This is a genomic window from Candidatus Nitrosotalea sinensis (genome assembly GCF_900143675.1).
In the GTDB taxonomy this organism is placed as follows: Archaea; Thermoproteota; Nitrososphaeria; order Nitrososphaerales; family Nitrosopumilaceae; genus Nitrosotalea; species Nitrosotalea sinensis.
This window is the reverse complement of sequence record NZ_FRFC01000003.1, coordinates 1-22,968: the sequence shown is the minus strand read 5'-3', so window position 1 is coordinate 22,968 and position 22,968 is coordinate 1. Positions and strand designations below refer to the sequence as shown.

The 22,968-nt window shown below is 36.4% G+C and carries 18 protein-coding genes; 11 read left to right on the top strand and 7 right to left on the bottom strand.

Features of this window, described 5'->3' with window-relative positions; genetic code table 11:
- Positions 1–1,155, top strand: coding sequence for an aconitase X (locus tag NSIN_RS01635; protein WP_101009090.1), 1,155 nt, complete (start codon positions 1–3; stop codon positions 1,153–1,155).
- Entirely contained in the window at positions 1,152–1,535 is a 384-nt protein-coding gene (locus NSIN_RS01630; RefSeq protein WP_101009089.1) for an aconitase X swivel domain-containing protein, read from the top strand. The genes NSIN_RS01635 and NSIN_RS01630 overlap by 4 nt, the downstream gene beginning before the upstream one ends.
- On the opposite strand, the gene NSIN_RS01625 is transcribed toward NSIN_RS01630, so the two are convergent.
- Genes NSIN_RS01625 through rqcH form a run of 3 tightly spaced genes read right to left on the bottom strand, consistent with a single transcriptional unit; the run spans position 1,530 to position 4,539 of the window.
- Positions 1,530–2,129: a TIGR00296 family protein gene (locus NSIN_RS01625; RefSeq protein WP_101009088.1), complete on the bottom strand. Its 600-nt coding sequence runs from the start codon at positions 2,127–2,129 to the stop codon at positions 1,530–1,532. The two genes, NSIN_RS01630 and NSIN_RS01625, sit on opposite strands and share 6 nt — an antisense overlap.
- The gene (locus tag NSIN_RS01620) at positions 2,126–2,611 is read right to left on the bottom strand and encodes a Mut7-C RNAse domain-containing protein (RefSeq protein ID WP_101009087.1); all 486 of its coding nucleotides are present in this window, start codon (positions 2,609–2,611) and stop codon (positions 2,126–2,128) included. The genes NSIN_RS01625 and NSIN_RS01620 overlap by 4 nt, the downstream gene beginning before the upstream one ends.
- The gene (rqcH, locus tag NSIN_RS01615) at positions 2,608–4,539 is read right to left on the bottom strand and encodes a ribosome rescue protein RqcH (protein WP_101009086.1); all 1,932 of its coding nucleotides are present in this window, start codon (positions 4,537–4,539) and stop codon (positions 2,608–2,610) included. Before rqcH ends, NSIN_RS01620 begins: the two co-directional genes overlap by 4 nt.
- A 100-nt stretch (positions 4,540–4,639) precedes the next feature.
- On the opposite strand from rqcH, the gene NSIN_RS01610 reads away from it, so the two are divergent.
- The 4 genes from NSIN_RS01610 to cobM are packed head-to-tail and all read left to right on the top strand — an operon-like array spanning position 4,640 to position 7,204.
- On the top strand, positions 4,640–5,068 hold the full coding sequence (locus NSIN_RS01610; RefSeq protein ID WP_101009085.1) for a hypothetical protein: 429 nt from the start codon (positions 4,640–4,642) through the stop codon (positions 5,066–5,068).
- 29 nt (positions 5,069–5,097) lie between these two features.
- Positions 5,098–5,688, top strand: coding sequence for a precorrin-6Y C5,15-methyltransferase (decarboxylating) subunit CbiT (cbiT, locus tag NSIN_RS01605; protein WP_101009084.1), 591 nt, complete (start codon positions 5,098–5,100; stop codon positions 5,686–5,688).
- 33 nt (positions 5,689–5,721) lie between these two features.
- Positions 5,722–6,444, top strand: a complete 723-nt coding sequence (gene cobI / locus NSIN_RS01600; RefSeq protein ID WP_101009083.1) for a precorrin-2 C(20)-methyltransferase — start codon at positions 5,722–5,724, stop codon at positions 6,442–6,444.
- Entirely contained in the window at positions 6,437–7,204 is a 768-nt protein-coding gene (cobM, locus tag NSIN_RS01595; RefSeq protein ID WP_101009082.1) for a precorrin-4 C(11)-methyltransferase, read from the top strand. Before cobI ends, cobM begins: the two co-directional genes overlap by 8 nt.
- Here the strand turns inward: cobM and NSIN_RS01590 are convergent.
- Positions 7,199–7,954, bottom strand: coding sequence for a glutamate racemase (locus tag NSIN_RS01590; RefSeq protein WP_101009081.1), 756 nt, complete (start codon positions 7,952–7,954; stop codon positions 7,199–7,201). The two genes, cobM and NSIN_RS01590, sit on opposite strands and share 6 nt — an antisense overlap.
- A gap of 110 nt (positions 7,955–8,064) precedes the next feature.
- On the opposite strand from NSIN_RS01590, the gene NSIN_RS01585 reads away from it, so the two are divergent.
- Positions 8,065–8,706 (top strand): Snf7 family protein, encoded by a 642-nt coding sequence (locus NSIN_RS01585; RefSeq protein ID WP_101009080.1) that lies wholly within the window; start codon positions 8,065–8,067, stop codon positions 8,704–8,706.
- 110 nt (positions 8,707–8,816) lie between these two features.
- Here NSIN_RS01585 and NSIN_RS01580 read toward each other — a convergent pair whose 3' ends face one another.
- On the bottom strand, positions 8,817–9,491 hold the full coding sequence (locus tag NSIN_RS01580; protein ID WP_245871869.1) for a uracil-DNA glycosylase: 675 nt from the start codon (positions 9,489–9,491) through the stop codon (positions 8,817–8,819).
- The gene (locus NSIN_RS01575; RefSeq protein ID WP_101009078.1) at positions 9,484–10,251 is read right to left on the bottom strand and encodes a hypothetical protein; all 768 of its coding nucleotides are present in this window, start codon (positions 10,249–10,251) and stop codon (positions 9,484–9,486) included. The genes NSIN_RS01580 and NSIN_RS01575 overlap by 8 nt, the downstream gene beginning before the upstream one ends.
- A 352-nt stretch (positions 10,252–10,603) precedes the next feature.
- Between NSIN_RS01575 and NSIN_RS01570 the strand changes: the two genes are divergently transcribed.
- From NSIN_RS01570 to NSIN_RS01560, 3 genes are all read left to right on the top strand, one after another.
- Positions 10,604–11,230, top strand: a complete 627-nt coding sequence (locus NSIN_RS01570; RefSeq protein WP_101009077.1) for a hypothetical protein — start codon at positions 10,604–10,606, stop codon at positions 11,228–11,230.
- Between the two features lie 255 nt (positions 11,231–11,485).
- Positions 11,486–14,299, top strand: coding sequence for a fibronectin type III domain-containing protein (locus NSIN_RS01565; RefSeq protein WP_133124027.1), 2,814 nt, complete (start codon positions 11,486–11,488; stop codon positions 14,297–14,299).
- 130 nt (positions 14,300–14,429) lie between these two features.
- Positions 14,430–16,316 carry a hypothetical protein gene (locus NSIN_RS01560; RefSeq protein ID WP_101009075.1) on the top strand — a complete coding sequence of 629 codons (1,887 nt, stop codon included), beginning with the start codon at positions 14,430–14,432 and terminating at the stop codon, positions 16,314–16,316.
- Positions 16,317–16,626: 310 nt separating this feature from the next.
- Here the strand turns inward: NSIN_RS01560 and NSIN_RS01555 are convergent, their stop codons facing one another.
- A complete protein-coding gene (locus NSIN_RS01555) occupies positions 16,627–17,187 on the bottom strand; it encodes a hypothetical protein (RefSeq protein WP_133124026.1) in 561 nt (186 codons plus the stop codon).
- A 1,677-nt stretch (positions 17,188–18,864) separates the two neighbouring features.
- Here NSIN_RS01555 and NSIN_RS01550 point away from each other — a divergent pair.
- Positions 18,865–22,896, top strand: a complete 4,032-nt coding sequence (locus NSIN_RS01550) for a LamG-like jellyroll fold domain-containing protein (protein ID WP_165775220.1) — start codon at positions 18,865–18,867, stop codon at positions 22,894–22,896.
- Positions 22,897–22,968: the final 72 nt, after the last annotated feature.

The window sequence follows — 22,968 nt, the reverse complement described above, 5'->3', positions numbered from 1 at the left end:
TTGGAACTAACAAAAGAAGAAGAGGCAGCACTTGATGGAAAGCAAGGAGAAACTCTTGCACTTGCATACAGGACTCTTGTTGCAATAGGAGAGGCCTCAGGAGCTGATAGATTACTTCCAATAGAATGGGCTCACCTTTCAGGTGTTAATTATAATACAATAGGTGATGCGGGAAAAGAATTTCTATCACACTTGAGTCAGGATGCCAAATTCAAAGTAAAAACAACTGTGAATCCAATGGGATTTGATTTTGATTCTGTTTCGCAATATAGCCTGGATGATAAATTCATTGAAAGTCAGCGCAGCATAAAAAATTCATATGAAAAAATGGGCGTAATTCCGTCATATTCCTGTATTCCGTACGAAATATTTGACATTCCAAAGCAAGGAACACATGTTTCATTTGCGGAAAGTAATGCGGCAATCTATGCAAATTCTTTTGCAGGACTGAAAACAAACAAGGAGGGAGCATTTAGTGCACTTGCAAGCGCACTAACTGGCAAGAGTCCGTGCTCTGATCTACGTGACGATGACATACGCAAACCAAACCTGACAATTCGCATGAAGGTAGAATCTAAAGATGAGCTAACATACGGCATGCTTGGGTATTTTGCAGGAAAGGTAGCAGGAAGCTCTGTTGCAATCTCGGGAGTAAGTGATCTTGACCGACGCAGCTGTAAGTCTCTTTGTGCAGGCATGGGTACATCTGGTGCATGTGGTATGTTCACTTTCGGAGAAGGAGAGGGTGAAAAAATAGATTTTGATAAAAATGAGTTACAAAAAATACATGATGAGCTAAACACATCTGAGAGTGGGGATCTCATAACACTTGGTAGCCCGCAACTTGGTCTTGAAGAGATAGGTGATTTGGCACTTATGCTAAAGGGCAGATCGTTTCAAAAACGCTGTATGATATTTTGTCCGCGTGCAATAAAAGACCAGATAACCAATCTGGGTTATACTAAAGAAATAGAGAGAGCAGGGGGAGAAATATTGTATGATTGCTGTACCTGTCTGTCTCCCTTGGTTGATAACAAGCAAGTTGATTCTGTTATTACAAACAGTGTAAAAGGTGCGTATTATCTTAAGACATCAAACAATGTAGATGTCAATCTCAAGAGTCTTAAAAAAATAGTAGAAGAGGAAACAAGATGAATGTCAAGGTGATAGTGAGAGGAAAAGCAACAGGACAGCTTCTTGTAGCAAAAAATCCTATAAATTTTCTAGGTGGAATTGATAAAAAAACTGGTATAGTTCATGATAAAAAACATGATCTCTTTGGAAAATCTGTTGGGGGGAAAATTCTTGCATTCCCATTTGGTGTAGGAAGCAGCGTTGGTGCTTATACGTTGTATTCTCTGCAATACAACAACTGCGCACCCCTTGCTATGATATGCCTAAAAGCAGATCTAACAACCGCATCTGGATGTGCCATTTCAAATATTCCTCTAGTTGTTGTAAACAAAAATGACTTTGACTTGTTGCAGGAAAATAAACAGATTACACTTGATGCAGTATCTGGAACAATCTCATAATTCCAATCTCTTGATGTCCTTGTTTGGTTTTATTTCCTTGAATACAATTCCTTCAAATTTGAAGACCTTGGTACTTTTTTGCTTCCAGTGATCAAATGGGGCCCCTGCTTTTTCACAAGTATAATTCAAAAATTCCTCTACACTCCATCCGTATTCTACAGGAACTTGGGGAAGGAGCAATCCTGAGCCCAACTCCCACTTTACAATTAGACCGTCCCTTCCTATCTTTATCATCTTGTGATACTCTGATGAATCACTAACTTTGATCTCAATGGGTGAAGTCAGCACAGTGACCTCAAATACAATCTCATCAAGCTCCTCAAACCTTACTGGAGGAAAACGTGGATCTTCTGTAGATGATGCTATTGCAGCATCCAAGAGAGATTGGTGCAATATCTTGTTGGGGGCGGGAAATCCTATGCATCCTCTGAGACTTTCTTTCTTGTTAAGTGTTACAAAGACTCCTGACTTGAATGAAAATCTTGCCTTGATCTCTTTGTCTATTTCTATTTTTTTTCCTATCCTGAGATACTCTGTTACTGCTTTACGTGCAGTTTTTACCAATATTTGTCCGTCTTGATCTGATAAACTCAATTCATTCTATCATTTAGTCTTGCAGCAAACTCTTGAAGTTTTTGGAAATGTGTTCCTTCCCAATAAATTTTCTTACAAGCATTACACATCCAAAATTTTTTCTCTCGTTCAAGTACTCCCTCAGGAACTTTACCTATAATTCTAAATTTTTCAACTTGCTCCAAGTTTCCATTACACTCGATGCAATAAGAGCTATCTGTATCTACTGAAAATTGACCTAGTTTTATCTTTGAATTTATTTGTACAACTTGTTCTAATTCATCATTTCCTCTAATGAGAACACACATTATGTTTTGTTTTTCTGCATTTTTTGCAAGTTGTTCATCTTTAGTTATAATTACACGTTTTTCATTTTTTGCAATCAATACAAGCTTGTCGTCTTCTATTGTGGAAAAATATTTGGAATCATAACCTAAAATTCGCAGTTTTTTTGCAAGATTGCCTAGCATTGAATCTATTACAAAATTTGGTCTTGTATTCATTCGTATGCATCTCCGTGACCGGACTCTACTATGTGACTCTCTCCTGCAGGAAGAACTCGTATAAAGTCATCAATGGGTATTGCCTTTGCGATCTCTTCTTTTTCTTTGAATTTCATCAATTCAAGTTTTACTTTTTTTGCAATCTCAGTCATATCAATTCCTGACGGTTCAATTATTACGTAATAGATGCAGTTCTTCTTTATTGCTGATGGGGTTCCACACATCAGCAAATAATTTTCATTTTTTTCATATAGGCCAACTGCTAATTGTAATGTGCTTACCTGCACAAAATTTCTTGAACCTTCAATTACAAATGATCCTTTTGCTATGAATTGTCCGCTTGGAGCCGCAGTCTTTACTTGATCTGGCTTTATCCAATATGCATTTAGTCCATATACTCCTGCTCTCCATGCTCTGCTAAAACATACTGTAGCCTGTGAGACTTCTTTTACACTTGCAAGATCGTTTTCTGTACTTTCTCGCAAGAGAAAAAATGGTGATCCTACAATTTCTGCATGAAACACCATGTCATTTTTGTTAAGATGTTTTCTTATTACAGCTGAATTTGATGAAGTATCTCGTCCTCCTATTGCTAAATGTCCGTCTGATGTAATAAACCACCTATATCTCTCAAACCACTCCTTCTTTCTTTGTACTGCAAATACTATCGAGTCTTGAGCTACACTTGCTTGTTTTCTATATGACTCTAAACTTTTTTCGGTTTTTGATTTTTCTAAATTAATTGTATCAGTTGCTCTCATTTGTCTCTTTGATTCATTGAATAACGTAGATGATATTGCTTGGATTGATGACTGGGGATTTACTTTTATTTTTTCTCCTCCAATGTCTATGAGAAATATACCATTTTCTCTTGCTGTATGTGAATTATATTTTTGTAGTATGTGTTCAATTGATGGATCTGTAATGGATAAGGTACCTGAATATGTTGCCTCAAGAAGAGCTTTTGCAACATTTGAAATTTCATCTGATCTCTGTTTTACAAGCAGGATTGCCTTGTTTTGTTCCTCAAGCTTGTGTTCAAGCTCTGTAATCTTTTGATTTGCAGTAACAGATTGTGATGACTTGCCATGCTCTAGCAAGTTTTCTGAAAATAATGAATCCAATCCTTCCATGAAACTTGATACCTTGACTGGATTGTATTTTTCCATATTTGCAAGAGAGATTGGAATCACATCTGCATTTTTTATGTCTCGTATTATGAATGGGTCATGTTTTCCTGTAATCACTTTGTCAATCAAATTTCTTGTTGAATTAAATATGATGTCAACTTCCTCATCTGATAACGTATTTCCAATCTTGTTGGAATCAAGACCGCTTGATCGAATTATCTCCTCTGCGTACTTTCCTGGCAATCCAAGTGTTCTTCCTACCCATCTTGCAATTGATGTAGGACTTGATTTGATATTTTGAATGTCATCTTTTGTTACTTGTAAAATATTTAGTCCAGATGATGGTGGTGGTACATAATTCAGCCCCACTGCTAATTTTCTATGACGTACGTCTATTGAATGCAACAATGAAAGGATCTTCATGTCTTTATTACACAATATTATGTTGCCATCTCCAAAGAATTCTCCTATCACGATATATTCCTGGTCAAATCCAGAAAATGTAACATATACAATTCTCTCGCTTCCAAGTTGTTTTATTTCTGTTATCTTACTTCTCAACAGATCATTTCTAAATCTCTTTAACAATCTGTTTTCTTCCATCTGATTTATTTTTACATTGGTTATCCACAAACCAAAAGTTGAGAACATTACAAGCAGGTCTGGTTTTTCTGGATGATGTAACTTGAAAAGGAGACTGTTACGACTTACTCCATAAATATTGCTTACATAATAGTCCTTTACCTGTTTGCTCATCTCTGTGACCAGATAGTGTAATTCTATTCCTGCTAGAGTCATGATGATGTCTTCGTATGGCCATTGATTATACGTTTAGATCCATTGCTGTATCAACCAAACATTTTAAACGGGATTAAACCGAGTGATTTTGAAAATTTAGTTGGTACGACATCCAAAGAAAAAAGAAGATGAAAAATCTGATGCTGGTAATGATATAAAGGATAATCCGGCAGGATCTCCAGTTTCTACTCCTACAGATGAGTCGCGTACAAAGAACGGGCTAAACAAAATATTCTGGCTACGAGTTGCAATGGGAGTAATTGCAGGTGCACTTGCTGCAATAATTGGAAGCAATCAATCGATGTTTTCTGAAGAATCGTCCAGAATGACTTTGGGATTTGGTATAATGATAATACTATTTGTTGTTTCATATGTGGTAGCAAAATCTATGCATATTCCTATTGCCGCTACTGACAAGAAAAAACTCATCACTACTGGATATGGAAGTTATTTCTTGATGTTCATCTTTTGTTGGATCTTGGTAAATACTCTAATCCATCCAGAAGTAGGAATTGCAGCAGTCAGGTAATTCTAAATCATTCTTCAAGGTTAAATCTAATGTGGAAACATCAAACTCCTGGAATTCCGGATGAATATTTTGAGCGGGTAGAAGATGTACCAATTACAAAAGAAGAAGTTCGTGTAATCCAGATAAGTAAAGCAAGACTATCAAAGGGACAAACCGTATATGACATTGGGTGTGGCAGCGGATCGATCAGTATAGAAGCTGCACATCAAGTAGGTGCAGCTGGAAAAATTTTCTCAATAGATATTGATCAAAATGCCATAGACCTTACAAAGAAAAACTTGGAAAAATTTCAAATCTCTAATGTTGATGTGATTCTTGGAAATGCAACTCAAAAAATTAATGATCTTCCTCCTGCTGATGCCATTTTCATAGGAGGTACCGGTGGGGAAACTGCGGAGATAATAAAATTGTGTGAATCAAAACTAAAACAAGGAGGACGGATAGTGATTGGGACAATCCTTGTTGAAACGCTGTATTCGGTACTAAATACGATTGAAAAACTCAAATTTTCATCAATTGATATAATTCAGGTAACAATATCCAAAAGCAGGAAAACCTCTACCGGAACCATGTTTCTTGCACGAAATCCTGTGACAATAATCTCTGCAACTAAAATCTAGAGTTTTAATTAGGTGCAATTTTGTTCTCATTTGATGTATGAACTGACTTGTGTCGGCTGTGGCCCTGGAGATCCTGAACTTCTTACTGTAAAGGCAGTAAAAACAATACAAAATGCCGAGATTATTGTGTGTCCTACATCCAAGGAAGGTAAGCCAAGCATTGTTTATTCCATAATAGAACCACTAGTAGACAAGTCAAAAAAACCTGAAGTTGTCAATCTTGTATTTCCAATGGTAAAGGAAAAAGATACTCTTGAAAACAGTTGGATACAAAACTCGCAAGTAATTGCAGAGAAAGTTTTGTCTGGAAAAAAAGTTGTTTATTTGACTGTAGGGGATCCGTATCTTTACAGTACTTGGATATACATTGACAGAGAATTGCATACAAAACATCCAGAGATCAAAATCAATGTAATACCTGGAATTGTGTCCATGTTTACATTTGCATCAAAGGTGGGAATTAGTCTTGCAGAGGGTGCAGAAACCATGGCAGTAATTCCATCGTGTTATGATTTATCGCGAGTAAAAGAGACTGCAAGAAATTGTGACACTATGATATTTTTAAAAGATGGAAGATATTTTGATCAAGTCATATCACTACTAAAAGAAGCAGGATTTCCTGACAGTTCTATATTTGCAATTGGTCAAGACATTGGAACTGACCAGGAGATCATAAAAAAATTAACACTGGGTCAGGTCACTAAAGATACAATGACAACAAAATATTTTTCAATAATGGTGGTAAAACGTGGCTAAGGTATACTTTGTCGGCTGTGGCCCTGGAGATCCTGAATTAATTACAGTAAAGGCAAAAAAGCTAATACAAAAGGCAGACGTTGTAGTATATTCAGGATCACTTATTCCTGATGAAATAATAAAGATGTGTAAAAAATCGCAACTTCATGATGCTGCAAAACTTGTACGGGAAGATATATTTAAAATTCTAAAAGAAAATGCGCTGAAAGGAAAACTTGTTGTACGTTTACATGATGGCGACCCAAGCATTTATGGCGCAATAAGGGAACAGACAGACAATCTCAAAAAAGAAGGAATTGACTATGAGGTGGTACCTGGGATCACATCATTTTTGGCGTCTGCTGCAGCGCTTGGATGCGAACTAACACTTCCAGGCGTTACTCAAACAATCATTGTTACAAGGGCAGAATCTCGAACGAAGGTGCCCAAACGAGAACAAATATCTGAGCTTGCCAAGCACAAGGCAACACTCATCTTTTATCTTAGCATTCATCTAATTCCAAAAATTGTACAAGATGCAATCAAAGGGGGTTACTCCAAATCAACACCTGTTGGAGTTGTATACAGGGCAAGCTGGAAAGATCAGAAGATCATCACTGGAACACTGCAAGATATAGCAAAAAAAATACATGATGAAAAAATAACAAGGACTGCAATCATAATAATTGGAGATGTAATTAATCCAACTTCATATGAATACTCTAAGTTATATGACAAAACATTTACTCATGGATACAGAAAAGCTCAGAAAAAATCATAATGAACTTACAGTATTTTTAATTCCAATCTTGGATAATTGTTTTTGAAATTTTACTGCATCACCTGATGTGTAGATTTTTAATTTTCGTCTTGCTGGAACTTTACGTTCAAATATTTTTGCAATTTGTTTTGCTATGGAATCTGCAGGGTCTAGAAATACTATTTTTGGAAACAACTCCTTGAACATGGGTAGCAAAAATGGCAAATGTGTACTTGATAATGTAAAAATATCTATTCCATCATCTACGTATGGAGTGATTATTTTTTTAATTATTTTTTTTGTTTGTTGTTTCTGTAAAATAAATTTTCCAGATTCCACCAAGTCAACAAGCGGGGTTGCATTTATCTTTGCAACTGTTATTTTTGAAGATAGATTTTTTTTGATATATTTATCCAGTGCCTTATTTTGTACTGCTACCTGTGTTCCAAGTATTCCGATTTTTTTAGATCGGGTCTTTAGTGCAGCATCTTTTAGAGGAGGATATACTCCAATTATCTTGTCTTTTTTTTCTATATCTAGTAATAATGATGGCGTGTTAGAGCCTACCACTATTACATCAGGTGAAAAATTTTCTTGCAATTTTGAAATTGTATTCTTGATTATTTTGTCTAGCTGGGATACTGTCTTGGTTCCGTATGGGTAATTTTTTTGGTCTGCAAAATAGATTATCTCGGAGCGAGTCCTTTTTTGTATCGGTTTTATTACTGACAGGGAGCCAAGGCCAGAATCAAAGACTGCTATTTTTGGCATTGTATGTTTTTGGAATTTAAAGTCTGATTTACGTTTTGTTAGCTAAATTTAGCCTAATGTTGAGGATAATATACACCGGCCATTAAGAACCAACTTTAGAACTACCCCGCATGACCGGCTTCGATAAGACCTGGACTCGACCAGAGTCTGTTGGTTTAACCGAAAAATTACGTGAAACTGTAAAACCACAAGGCGCTCTAAAACCTAGGATTGAGCAAGCTGTGAACAAGTTACAGGGTCAAATATCGAAGATGGATTCTATGCTTGGAAAACTGAGAGAAAGAGATGCTCAGTTGTTCAAGAGAATCGTAGCCGCAATGCAACATCACGATGCAGCAACAAGCAGAGTTCTGTCAAACGAACTGGCTGAGATTAGAAAAGTGTCAAAGATGTTAGGAAATGCTAGAATGGCATTAGAGCAGGTACAACTGCGTCTAACCACAATACATGATCTAGGTGATGCAATGGTAGCAATCGCCCCTGCAATGTCCACAATGAAAGGACTCAAATCATCACTAGGAAGATTCATGCCTGAAGCAGATTCTGAACTTAATGCAATGACACAAACACTCAACGGATTGATGATGGACTCTCTTGCAGGAGGAGACTTTAATGTTGACAGCGATGTCTCAAGCGAAGAAACCGAAAGAATATTGCAAGAAGCATCTGCAGTTGCAGAACAACAAATTGGCGACAGATTCCCATCAGTTCCATCACCCTCCGGCGTATCGTCACAATCAACATACGAGTAGGGAAGCTCGGATGGGGAGACTGGCGAATGCGTCTTCTTTTTATATCATTTTAGCAAGAAATGCCTTTGTCTTGGTATGATGGTTTGTTTGTAATTGATTATGCCACTGATTTATTTTGTAATAATGTCTCTAGCACTTGAAAAAATGGAAGACCATTGGTTCCATGACAACCTGCCGGTTTGTGTATTTTGTCTGCTTGGATGATATGAGCATATTACAGTGTACCTTCCGCAAGTAAATTTTGTACCATGAGAAAACTTGGAATCCTTCATACCAAGTAGTTTGCGGCATGTTTCAAATGCTATTCTTCCAAGGCAGATTATTACTGTAACATTTTGGAGTATTTCTAATTCCTTGACAAGAAATGGAAAGCAATTGTCAAGTTCTGCTCTTGTAGGCTTGTTATCTGGAGGTGCACAGCGTGCAGATGCTGTAATGTATGTATCAGTTAGCTGTAACCCATCATCTATTCTCTGGCTTGTTGGCATATTTGCAAAGCCGGAATCAAAAAGGGCTCTTGCAAGCCAATCACCTGAACTGTCTCCTGTGAACATTCTTCCAGTCCTGTTTCCCCCATGGGCTGCAGGTGCAAGCCCGATTATCAGTACTCTGGCATTTGTGTCTCCAAAACCTGTAAGAGGCTTTCCCCAATATTTTTCGTGATTGAATCGCTTTACCCTGGTTCTTGATACATTTGCTATGTATTTTACAAGACGCTGACATTTCGTGCAAGAAATAATTCTCTTGTTTATTTGATGGATTGAATTTGGTTGTTTGCTATGCAAATCTTTTGAAGATGACATTTCTTGAGAAATAAATCACTACAATAATTGATCCTAGTAATGTTATTGCAGGAACAGGAAATTCAGGAAGAGATTTGTCAGGTGATATCAATTCGCCCCACTTGCTAGGGCTTGGTATTTCTGATGCAGATGTTGAAATATCTTGGGGCCATGAGTATGTCTTGTTTGATTGTGAATGGTATACACTAACATAGAAACCATAGTCTGCTGATCTGCCAATTGTATCAGTTGGAATTCTGAATTCGTAACCTGGATGTGGAACATCTGTATAACGATCATTTACATCTGAAATGGATGCAACACCTATGAATCCATCTGGATTGGAAATTGTTTTAAAGTTACTAGGACTTGTGGAATCTCCTTGTAGTGTAATTGGTTCAGTACCGGAAAGAATTGTCTGAAAACAATAATCGCTTGCATTAGCAACTGTATTCTTGGTATCATTTGTATCAAAACATATTGTAGCTTTGTCTTTGCCACTACTCCATTGAGTTGTTTTTACATCATCGACAAATACATATATGAAATTTCCTTGATGTGCAGTTCTTAGATCAATGATTGTAGTGCCGTTGTCATATGTCAATGGATTCCAACTAGATTTTTTCCACTCTGTATAAAATGACCATTTGCCATCGAAAATTACTTTATCCAAATCAAAAGATTTTGTAATGAAAATTTGATCTGTAGCAAATGCACTGTGAATTCCAAATAAACAAACAACAAGCAATACTAGTAACTTCATTTGACTTGCAATTGTACCACTAAATATTAAATCATTTTTAAATTCTCAAAGACGTATACTTATAATCAGTAATCTTGTTGTTAATTCAACTTGAACAAAAAATATGCTGTCATGTTGGGAATCGGTATTGCACTAGTTATATCCGTGGTTGGATTGTATGTTTTATCTGCGCAAGAAAGTAAACCTGTTGATAAAAACTTGAGACAGCAAAATGAGACGACTCCTGCGGCGAAAAACTATTCTATACAATTACACGAATCTGTTGGAATAAAGTCTAAATAATTCCGTTTTGGAACTTGTTGGATTTAATAAATTCCATAATATCTAATAAGACCAAGGCATATTCGACCCTATGAAGAAACTAATGACTTTGGGAATAACCAGTGCTGTAATAGCCCTATCCGTAGGCTTGTTAAGCGTGAGTGGATTTTCCATAAATCCGTCCTCTAATGTAGGACAGACCACTAGTGCTGAACCAGTCCAAATGTTAGGCCATGTTACATTGATGGTTACTGACGCACAAGGTCAAATCAAAGAATACCGACAAGGAGACAACCAAGTAGTACGATCAGGTGAAAGCTGCGCAGGCAGACTGATATTTGGTTCGACTGCAACCGCAGGATCACTGTGTACTGGTGCTTCTACCACTACATATGCAAACCTTGCACTCGGTACTTCAAGTGCTACAATTAGTGCAACTTCAACCAAGTTGGGTAACGAAACAAACGTTTCTGGACTTGCAAGAGCAGCAGCAACTACAAACTCTGTAGCCGATTCCTCAGGAAGCGGTGCAACTGTAACTCTATCCAAGCAATTCACAAATGGTGGAGCAAGTACTAATGTGAGAGAAGCAGGAATATTCAACGGTACATCCTTTAATACAAATGGAATGTTTGCAGGTCAGACATTTAACACAATTGTATTGAATACAAACGATGCACTGACTGTAACCTGGACAATCACTGTAGGAACACAGTAAATTTCTTTATTCTTTTATTTTTTTAATGTACTCAGTCAAGACTATGTTTCACCAAAATTATTTAATTATAAATTATATTTCCAAAATATGGGAAACAAATAATAGGAATTACTGTATTTAGATTATTGTAGAAATTTTCCTGTTGTATGATCTGCACTTTTTGGCCCAACAAATGTGTTTGAAAGTTCCATTTTGGAACTATAATAAAGACAAGAATTCCTCAGTCTTTATCATTTCAATAAAATACCACACCCTGTGAGAAAACAGCTTTCCCTAGTTATGCTATTTAGCATATCTGCACTTTTGTTCTTTCCTTCATATGTCTCATTAAATAATAATGGCATTATTCCATCTGCAGATGCAATCCCACCAGTGCCTGCTGTATTGTATGGCGCAGATTCTGTATCTAATCTATATTCAATTGATCCTTCTGATGGCTCCTATACTCCAATAGGATCTGGAATAGGTTCTGTAGTTACTGGAATTGATTTTAACAGCACTGGATTTTTGTATGGCGCGGATGGTAATGTAACAACCATCAGCACTACAACAGGAGTAGGTGCATATGCATATTCCAAGTCTGCTGACTGTACAGGAGGATTTGCATTTGATCCAGCAATCAAGCCTAATCCTAGATTCATCTGTGGTTTGGTCTTTTCTCCATTACTTGTAGTAAACGGTCTTAATCCAAACGGATCTTTTCTAAGCATTACCTCACATTTGCTTGATCCATCTGACACTTCATCATTTGGAGGTCTTTCCGTTGGCCCTGATAATAACATCTATTATGCAGACACCTATGGAATATATCGAATAATTCAGCCTGTAAACTCAGCAAGCTTTAGCTTGTTTGCACCGTTAGATTTCTCTGCATTCCCTGATACTAATTGTGGTGTAATATCACTCTCGTTTGATACATCTGGAAAACTATACGGAGCAGTATCATGTGATACAAGTCAATACTTGGCCACAATCAATCTAAGCAACGGCCCAAGTACAACTCCAATAGCAGTATCCAAGGTAGCACAATCTGTTCCCGGACTTGCTGCAATATCTTTTGTTCACACTATTCCTAGTCCTCCATCAAGTCCAATAGCTTCAACTGTTAACGGTACTGTCTCACTTACATGGACAATTCCAACATCCACTGGAGGTTCTGCAATACTTGGTTACAATGTGTACCGTAGCACTACTCCTGGAGGAGAAGGTGCAACACCACTTGCTACTGTAACAAACGCACCAGGATATACTGATAACAGTGGACTAGTACCTGGTCAAACATACTATTATACCATTAAAGCATTCAACATCAGCGGTCTGTCACCATCATCAAATGAAGTGTACTTGATTGTATCACCTGTATCACCATCTAAACTAACAGCAACACCAGGAAACAACCAAGTCTCACTCTCCTGGACAGCTCCAACATCTAATGGAGGTTCATCAATTACTGGTTACAACATATACCGTGGTACTACAGCAGGAGGAGAATCTGCAACACCAATTGCTACTGGAGTAACTTCCACAAGCTTTGTTGATACTGGAGTAACAAACGGTCAGACATACTACTATGTTATCAAGGCAGTAAACTCTGGCGGTATGTCATATGCATCAAATGAAGCAAGTGCTACATTATATGCAGCAGCACCTCCATCTGCTCCATCTTCACTAACAGCAACACCAGGAAACAACCAAGTCTCACTCTCCTGGACAGCTCCAACATCTAATGGAGGTTCATCAATTACTGGTTACAACATATACCGTGGTACTACAGCAGGAGGAGAATCTGCAACACCAATTGCTACTGGAGTAACTTCCACAAGCTTTGTTGATACTGGAGTAACAAACGGTCAGACATACTACTATGTCATTAGAGCAGTAAACTCTGCTGGCGCATCATCTGCTTCAAATGAAGCAAATGCCACACCGTCTTCACCTCCAGCTTCACCATCTGCGTTAACTGCCGTACCTGGAGATAGCCAAGTCTCACTCTCCTGGACAGCTCCAACATCTAATGGAGGTTCATCAATTACTGGTTACAACATATACCGTGGTACTACAGCAGGAGGAGAATCTGCAACACCAATTGCTACTGGAGTAACTTCCACAAGCTTTGTTGATACTGGAGTAACAAACGGTCAGACATACTACTATGTCATTAGAGCAGTAAACTCTGCTGGCACATCATCTGCTTCAAATGAGGCAAGTGCAAAACCAATTTCATCTACAATCATAACACCTCCATCTGCTCCATCTTCACTAACAGCAACACCAGGAAACAACCAAGTCTCACTCTCCTGGACAGCTCCAACATCTAATGGAGGTTCATCAATTACTGGTTACAACATATACCGTGGTACTACAGCAGGAGGAGAATCTGCAACACCAATTGCTACTGGAGTAACTTCCACAAGCTTTGTTGATACTGGAGTAACAAACGGTCAGACATACTACTATGTCATTAGAGCAGTAAACTCTGCTGGCGCATCATCTGCTTCAAATGAAGCAAATGCCACACCAACAGCATCTACATCAACACCATTTGCAAAGAAGAGTGGTGTAGTAGAAAACCTGAGTATGCTTACACTTGTTACCAAAGATGATCAACATGATATTAAAGAAGCAGCCAACGATATAACCGAAAGTGTAACACCTACATGGTGGAGTACTGATGGTATACACCTAAACACAAAGAAAGGGGAACATGTCTTTGACGAAGAAAAAGAGGCAACAAGACACATGATGGATGTAATAAAAGATGGTAAAGAGTCTACATCTGTCTTAAATTCATTACGAAATGATATCAATCAATTGGTAGATGTAGACAATATGCTTGCTACCACAGCCATCAATGATGCCAAGGCCCTAGTCACACACCTCTCTGGAAACGATGCAAAAGAATTACAACATCACATTGATGATGCACAAAAGGAGATGAACAATGCAGCTGATGATTATAGCAAGGGTAACTTTGATGATGTAATTGAACATTACAAGCATGCATGGAAGGATGTAACAGACAACGATGACGATGTAAAACATGATGATGCTAAAGACCATAAAAAGTGATAAAGTCTACAATTACTAGTAGCCTCATGCAATAATGTATTTCAATCACCCGTTAATACTTCCATTTTGGAACTATGATCAATGCGAAAATTCCTAAATCTTTATCTGTTTCTTTACTAGGTGAACAGTTGTGAGAAAGGGGTCTCTTGCAGTACTGGTTGTATCGTTAGTAGTATTGTCTACTATAGTAGTATATTCTGCAGATGCTGCAGGAATTCCAAAGAAAGCCATATCCTTGGCATCGCGATTCATTGAATCTGATCTTCCTACTACATCTGTTTTTACAGATACTGCAAATACGTATAATGCAGGATCAAAGCAAACATTTCAAGGAAGTACTTCTGGTACTTCTGGAATAAGTCTGGCAGGAATATCCGGTAATCCAAGTAGTCTGTCCACAGGTGATCTGTGGTTTAATACTGCTGCTAACGTAAACGCATTCAAGTTCTTTGACGTAAACAGTGCCACTCAAACTATAGTTTCTACTACTGCAACATGTAGCAATAATCAGGTCTTAAAATATCAATCAGCTTCTGGTACATGGGCTTGTTCCTCATTTTTGTCAGCTGCTGTGACATCAATAAATACAGATAATACTGCTGCACAGTTCTTTAATCAAGTTACAGGTAATACAACTGTCACAAATCAAGGTACAGGTCAGCATACTATTGATATTGGCCCTAACGTAGTTACAACAACGGGAAACAACGGTAGACAGACATTCCAGAAGGGATTAGACTTTGGTTCAGGTCAGACAGATTATTTTGGCAATACTGGAATCATAGTTAGAAACCCTGCCAATACCTTTGCAACAACAATAGCAGGCGGTGCAGTAACAGCAAACCGTACCCTGAACCTGCCAGTAACTACTGGAACTGATACACTTGCCACCCTGGGATTGGCCCAAATCTGGACTAGTAATCAAGACTTTGGTTCAAGTACAACTGACAAGTTTGGCAATACTGGAATCATAGTTAGAAATCCTGCCAATACCTTTGCAACTACTCTAGCAGGCGGTGCAGTAACAGCAAACCGTACCCTGAACCTGCCAGTAACTACTGGAACTGATACACTTGCTACCTTGGGTTTGGCTCAAACCTTTACGCAAAATAATAATTTTACTAATACATTGTTTGTAAAAGGACTTAGTACTGGAACTATTAAAAAAACTACTAGTGGATATACTGCAGCAACAACTGATGATGTCATAGACGTTAACACAACAAGCACAAATCCTACAATACTCAATTTGCCTGATGCGACAACACTGAAAGGAAAAATTTATTGGATTAAAAAGGACGATACATCAGGTAATGTGTTGACGATTGTTCCATCTAACTCACAAACAATAGGTGGAAATGCTACACTGAGTATTTTTAATAACGGCGGTACGATGACAATACAATCTGACGGTAGTAATTGGCTAAGAATAGATCGTACAAGTGATGACATTAATTCGTTTAGAACAAGCGGTTCTACAATGAATCGTTGGTATGGTGCAGGTACAATGACTTATACTGCAACTACCTTGGCAGGAGTAGCTACTCTTAATGCTTATCCATTCGTAGTACCAAAAACAATTACAATTGATGCAGAACAATTTGAAGTTACTACCTCTGGAGCAACATCTGCATGTAGACAAGGAATCTATACTGACAATGGAAATCAACAACCTGAATTCTTGGTAAGTGGTAGTGACTCAGGTTCAGTTGCTACAACAGCAACAGGCGTCAAAACAACCACCTTTGGTTCACCTATTACACTATATGGTGGAAATATGTATTGGTTGGCAATTTCATGCAAAGCTACATTACCTACACTAAGGGCGATACCGGTTGCTGCAATACCCAATATTCTTGGAATGGTTAGTACAATGGGTGCTGTTGAAACTGCTACTGGATATACTGCAACATATACCTGCTGTACTAATGCACTCCCATCAACGTATGGAACTAGTCCGACAATAAATAGTGCTGCAACATCAGTTTACGAGTTGTTAGTTAGAATAAAAGGATAAATAATTTTTACGCTTTGATATAACAAACAAGTTAACAAATAATTCATTTGTTAAACTATTAGATTAGTTCTTTTAATTCTGATGAAATTTTGCCTAGTCATTTAATTTCGCATGTTGAAAATAATCTAAGCAATTGATTTTGTAGAAATTATTCAAAGTTAATCATATGATATTGTATTATATGATCAGATTCATCACAACTATCCACATGTGGTACACATGGCTGTTATAGAATAACTAGAATGATTTAGTTTGAAATGGCTGCAGAATTTGTACAATTAGTGCTGAATCAATACTACATTCATTAAAATTATTGAGAATTAGTCTTTGATAGGGTTTCTTTGAATTTTTCATTAAATTGATCTATCTTAGGATCAGTGCATACTGACCACATGGAAAACAATCTTGGATCTGAACAATCATTTTTTATTCTCTCCATGTTATCTGAGCAAGAATGGATATCATTGTCCGATGTCACATTAATGCATGAATTGACCATCTTTGTCAACGAATTATCTAGTTCTTTCATGTATGCATTTACCTTATCTTCAAATTGTCCAAGTCTTGGGTCTTGGCATACGGAATTTGTTGATGAGAAATTGCCATTTTTACATTCATCATTAACATCCCATAGACCACGTAAACAATTATCATCATATACTAGAGATTGACTCTGTGAGCAATAATCAAGAAGCTGAATTGATGTGTAATTGGCAGGTAACGTAAAATTTACAGCAGAATGACTTATGCTACCTTTAGTTATGTACTGGTCATTACTGTCTGTAGCAGGTTTAGTAATAGGCCCTAATATTACTAGAGCAGATATTATAATTGCAACCCCAATAATTATTGTAATTATCTTGAAATTCAACAAAGAACTGTCTTTATCACTGATAAATTAAGATGTCTTAATGATTCTATGCAATCTAGGTAAAACAATTGTTAGTTACTTTCCATGTAAAGCCAATGTGTATATCAGATTATTCTTCTGCAAGGACTATAGGAGCTAGTACTTTATTGTTATTTTTTCACATGAAAAATAAACACAATTTCTTCAAATTGAAGATTTTATTTCATGTTTAGAGTGTAAAAATTTGTGTACAAAGTAAATTAAGAAATTTATAAATTTTCAATTCCAGAAAATAACCTTCTCTATAATTATGTCATTTACAATTGATTGTATTTCTCAGTGAATTATGTGATTTACGTAGGGATACTCTCAAACATTTGTACAAAATTTTTGTCTAATCTTACTTAGACAATGTATCATTGCTCACAAATCTAAATTATAATACTCTCATGGGTATTTCTAGTACAATGAAATCATGTCATTCTAATCTATTTTTACTATGAATTAATTTGTGTGAGGTTTTATGTCTACTTTAGTTATAATCTACTTGCAAAGACATATTCTTTGTATTATTCATATGTAAATGATAATAATTTTCTTACAAATGATAACTTACGGTTTATTCTCTTATGATACTCTAAATATTTTTCTAATTTAACAATTTCATACTAATCTTGTTTTGTGATTTGAAATTCATATTTTTCTTGAATTGCATTTTGAATTAGAATAATCAATATCTGATTTTTTAATTTGAATATAGTATTTCTTTATTCAAATAATTCAGTTCAATATTGGATGTATCGGATATAACATATACATATATGATAATCATTCAAACATCACTACACTGCTATTTTAATTTCATTACATCTTATTTGTATTAGTAAATAAAAAGTAGATGAAATATGTTGTAAATGAAATCAATGTTTGATATGTCTTCATACAACAAATGAGGGTATCTATATTTTTTTTATATAAATTCATTTGATAAAAATTTTCCTAAAGAAATTCTTATTGTATTAGTCTTTAGCCTGTTATTTCCAATAGTATTATTATTTTTTAAATTCGATTGTTGCTCTAAAATATTTAAAATGGCATTTTTACTAATATAACTAATTAATTTATGAAAACTATGTTATCATAAAATTTTATATCAATATTATTTTATGATTGTACCGGAAAATATTGCATTGGTGTCATTAATAAATTTGTATTATTCTCTAATATGCTTTCTCTAGTAATAGAACATTTGAATATCTTTTAATTTACATGATACAAATAATTTTTCAATAAGTTATTTCATCTGCATGGATTATTGATGCATTTTGATTTTTCATATTTTGCTGAAACTGAGAAAAACTGACATCAAATCATGTACTATTGTGAAATCGCGATCCGTAAATGATTTTGTAATCAAAAAACTCATTTTTTGACAAAATTTAGCTATTCCAGAATGGACTGGGCTAAAACCCGTTTTTCCAAGTTGGAATGTAGATCCCAGCGTTATTTCCACCCCTCTTAATGTTAATGCAAATTTAAATAAATTATGATTGGTAGGATACTCACTTCTAGTATACTAGTACCTCCAATGGTAATTGTAGATTCTACAGGTCTACCGTCATTTTACACAGCCACTGTAATTCTAACTAGGAATGAATGCAGTTTTACCAATTCAATAAAACACAAGGAGGAACTACCTTGCAACTAAAAATAATTTCTCTCTTTGTTATTTTCTTACTTGTAATTTCATCGCTGTCAGCTGCAAGTGCAGATAATGTAGTTGGCTCTGATAACTCAAAACAAATTCCATTTGGAAATTCTATTTCTATGCAATCATCTGAACAACATGTGTCAAAAAGTTACCAGATATCATTGTCTGAAAATATTGGAATGTCAGAAAATCATGGAAAACAAAATAATCCATCAAATCAACCGCCTACAATCAATAATCATATTGTAAGTCTATCTGAAAATATTGGACTTGTTGAAAATAATAATTCAAAAATTGTATTGACCATTGCAAAACAAAACCTTAATGAAAAAATGATCACTGATAGATTAGGATCTAAACGATTAAAGAATCAAAAGATATCCAATGATCTACAAAATATTTCTTGGTTAGGATCACAATCAACAACTAGTCTATTTGGATTTGATACCAAATATGTTGGCCAGTTTTATGGTATCCAGAACATCTCCATACTACATAATTCCTATACAATTATTTCAAATTCTTTTGTAACTCTTGAAAATGATCTTAGTGTATTTTCTAGCTCATCTGCAAATGAAATTATAAAATTTGCTCATGTAACAAGCGATCCTAAAAATCCGACCATCTTGATTTTACTAATTCCTCTTTCAGGATATATTTTACTACGCTCTGAAGGAAACAAATTCCGAACACCACAAATCAAGCAAATTCTTTCATTTTGCTTTGTTGTAATTATTATCTCCTCAATTGTGGTTACTCCTTTGTCAATATCTCCCATATTCCTGGGAACTGTATATGCGGAAGAAACCAATTCCACTGTCTCACCTTCATTCCAGTATTCTAATGCAACTCATCTACTACCATCATTCCAATACTCTAATTCCACTGTCTCACCTTCATTCCAGTATTCTAATGCAACTCATCTACTACCATCATTCCAATACTCTAATTCCACTGTCTCACCTTCATTCCAGTATTCTAATGCAACTCATCTACTACCATCATTCCAATACTCTAATTCCACTCAACCTGTTGCAACCAATCCTACCAAATCTGTAAACCAAACAACAGGAACACCATCTCTTCCAAATGCAACAAAATCATGGCAATTTAACTTGGGTGCACAAAACTCTACAACTACAGGATATGCAAAAATACGAAACGATACTGGAATTGTATCTTTGAAACTAACTGGAACAGGCTATCTATCTGAGAATGTCAATTCCACAAGAAACCTGTCCAACTTTACCATATCATCATGGGTAAAGCCAGATTATAGCCAGGGATCTCCACAATTTACCATAGTAAGTAAAGAGAATCAGTTTATACTTGCAATAAATAATGTGCTCCCACCACAAAAAATAGCCATATTTTCTATCTTTGATGGTGTAAAGTGGAATACCGTAAACTCTACACTTCCAATTGGCGAGAACTGGACTAATATTGCAGCAACATTCAACGGTACCTCTATCAGCATCTATGTAAATGGCACATTACAATCCACTGCACATATTTCAGGAGTGCCTTATATTGCCATAAATGGAAAACTGGAAACAAAGACTGTAGATAACCTATCTTCCAATGCAGATGTAATCATTGGTGCCTATCTTAATACCCTAAGAGGACACTCTACAAATGAATTCTCAGGTTCAATTCAGAGCGTCAAACTATATGATTCATTACTAAGTCAGGAACAAATCGCACACCTTGGTTCTGTCAATAACAATCCTCTCAACCTAAATGCTGTATCACTTGGGCAGAAAACAACCAATTCCACCATATCATTCCAATATTCCAACTCTACCATGTCATTCCAATACTCTAATGCAACACAACCCTTGCTTCCAACCAACTCTACCCTTGACAACACAACAATTGTTACTGATCTTACGTTGAAGCATGCTCCAATCCAGATCAATAAACCAGTAACTTGGACTCAAAATGTGACTTTATCCAATCAAACTGACAAAGTAGCAGTAGAACTTCCACAAGATGCCAAGATTACAAAAATAGAAGCAATCAACAGTACACATGTATCCACTGTATATTCGTCTAATGCCACTTTATCACAGACAAATGCGCCTTTATCAGGCCTTGCTGGCATCTCAAATAATACTGATATCAAAAAGGTAAAGGCATCTAAACTAGAATTTGTTAATGATACAAATAATACTCAAATGGACTCTGCAACCAAGTCTGTTACTATAAACAATGACACCACTCCAATAGCATCTCTAAGTGACCTTCCTGGCTCTGTACAGAAAAACAAACCTACAAAACTAATTCTGGTCAATGACACCGCACAAAAATATAACATCCAATTTACAACTCCGGCCCCATATACAGTAGAAAAAGATGTCTCAACAAAGTCGACGTTTGATAAATTGGTCACTGTTGAACACAATTCTACCTTGCACTATACCAACGTAACCTCATTCTCAAATATCTCTGAGGATCTTGTAAAGAAAGGAGTACCATTCAAGCTATACTGGTTGATTAATGGTTCCAAGACAGATGTCACACACGATCCTAGATTTAACGTAAAGCTAGTAGATACTAATGGCAACGGTATAGCAGACCAGATGCAATGGACTGTGCCAAAATTATCCGCACAAGATTTCGAGATACAGGCACAAATCAATGTCATAAACGTCCAGTCATACCCAATACAGGGAGGAAACTGGACTGTATACTTTACCACTACTGGTACTGCAGATCTAAACATTACTGGAATTAATGGAACACAATTTGGAAATGCAACTCCTGCAGACCTACAATTCCTACTCTTGAATAATGGTACAACTGGGCTTAATGTAACAAGACAGGGCAATTCCATTATTTACCATAACTATTCTAGCAATCAAACCGGATATGAAACATCTCATGTGATAACCTTTGGTAAACATCACCTAATGTTCCAGTTTGGAGATTCTGTTGCATATGCAAATAACAATGCAGCCATGTCTAGTCCAATCTCTGCTAATATTCCACTCAGCATAACATTTGATAGTTCTAATGATTTCATCTATAGCAACAATGGTTATGTAGCAATATCAAATTCAAATGGTGTACTACAGCATAATTCTACCGGTCTTAGTTACTTTGGAGTTGCAGTAAACAGCACAGGGTATACCTATGCAGTAAATACTAACACAAACCAAATCGACATATACAATTCTGCTTGGACTGTTGTTGGAAATATTGGTACGGGTGTAAGTGGAAATGGAAATAACCAATTTTCATCTCCAACAGGAATTGCAATAGACTCATCCAATAACATCTATGTTGCAGATACAGGAAATGATAGGGTACAAGAATTTGACACTCATGGAAATTATCTCAGAACATTTGGCTCTAGTGGTACTGGTACTGGGCAATTCCTGGGACCGATGGGAGTTGCAGTAAACGGTACAGGGTATGTCTATGTTACAGATGCCGGAAATGACAGAGTTGAGATCTTTGATTCAAGTGCAACATACAAGAGTTCATTTGGATCTACAGGTAATGGAAACACACAATTTAACAGTCCAACAGGCATTGCAATTGATAAAATATTCAACAACGTGTATGTTGCAGATGTACAAAATGATAGAGTACAAAAGTTTGATAAAAATGGAAACTATATTCAAACACTCACCAATAGTCTTGACGGCCCAATCAGTGTTGCAGTAGACAGCAACAACTATGTCTATGTAGCAGACTCTAATAACAACGCAATAAAGCAATTCCAAACAGACTATAAACCACCACAAGATTCACTAGGACTCAATGCTGTTGTAGCAGTACACATATCTATCAAGAACCTTCAAGACTCACTCGGACTAAATGACAATACCGTCAACCCCCACGTATCCAGTCAAACAAAGCCACTCTCCGACTCACTCGGACTAAATGACAATACCGTCAACCCCCACGTATCCAGTCAAGAATGTTCAAGACTCACTCACACTCAACGACAATACAGTCAATGTACAAAATACACTCACAAAATCACTCTCCGATTCCCTATCACTCAATGACAATACCGTCAACCCACAAGTCTCAGTACTCAACCTCCACGACTCACTCACACTCAATGACAATACCGTCAA

Excerpts from the sequence above, each read along its gene's own strand:
- NSIN_RS01630 (WP_101009089.1), top strand. The coding sequence starts at position 1,152 with ATGAATGTCAAGGTGATAGTGAGAGGAAAAGCAACAGGACAGCTTCTT.
- NSIN_RS01620 (WP_101009087.1), bottom strand. The coding sequence starts at position 2,611 with ATGAATACAAGACCAAATTTTGTAATAGATTCAATGCTAGGCAATCTT.
- rqcH (WP_101009086.1), bottom strand. The coding sequence starts at position 4,539 with ATGACTCTAGCAGGAATAGAATTACACTATCTGGTCACAGAGATGAGC.
- cbiT (WP_101009084.1), top strand. The coding sequence starts at position 5,098 with ATGTGGAAACATCAAACTCCTGGAATTCCGGATGAATATTTTGAGCGG.
- cobI (WP_101009083.1), top strand. The coding sequence starts at position 5,722 with ATGTATGAACTGACTTGTGTCGGCTGTGGCCCTGGAGATCCTGAACTT.
- NSIN_RS01590 (WP_101009081.1), bottom strand. The coding sequence starts at position 7,954 with ATGCCAAAAATAGCAGTCTTTGATTCTGGCCTTGGCTCCCTGTCAGTA.
- NSIN_RS01585 (WP_101009080.1), top strand. The coding sequence starts at position 8,065 with ATGACCGGCTTCGATAAGACCTGGACTCGACCAGAGTCTGTTGGTTTA.
- NSIN_RS01575 (WP_101009078.1), bottom strand. The coding sequence starts at position 10,251 with ATGAAGTTACTAGTATTGCTTGTTGTTTGTTTATTTGGAATTCACAGT.
- NSIN_RS01570 (WP_101009077.1), top strand. The coding sequence starts at position 10,604 with ATGAAGAAACTAATGACTTTGGGAATAACCAGTGCTGTAATAGCCCTA.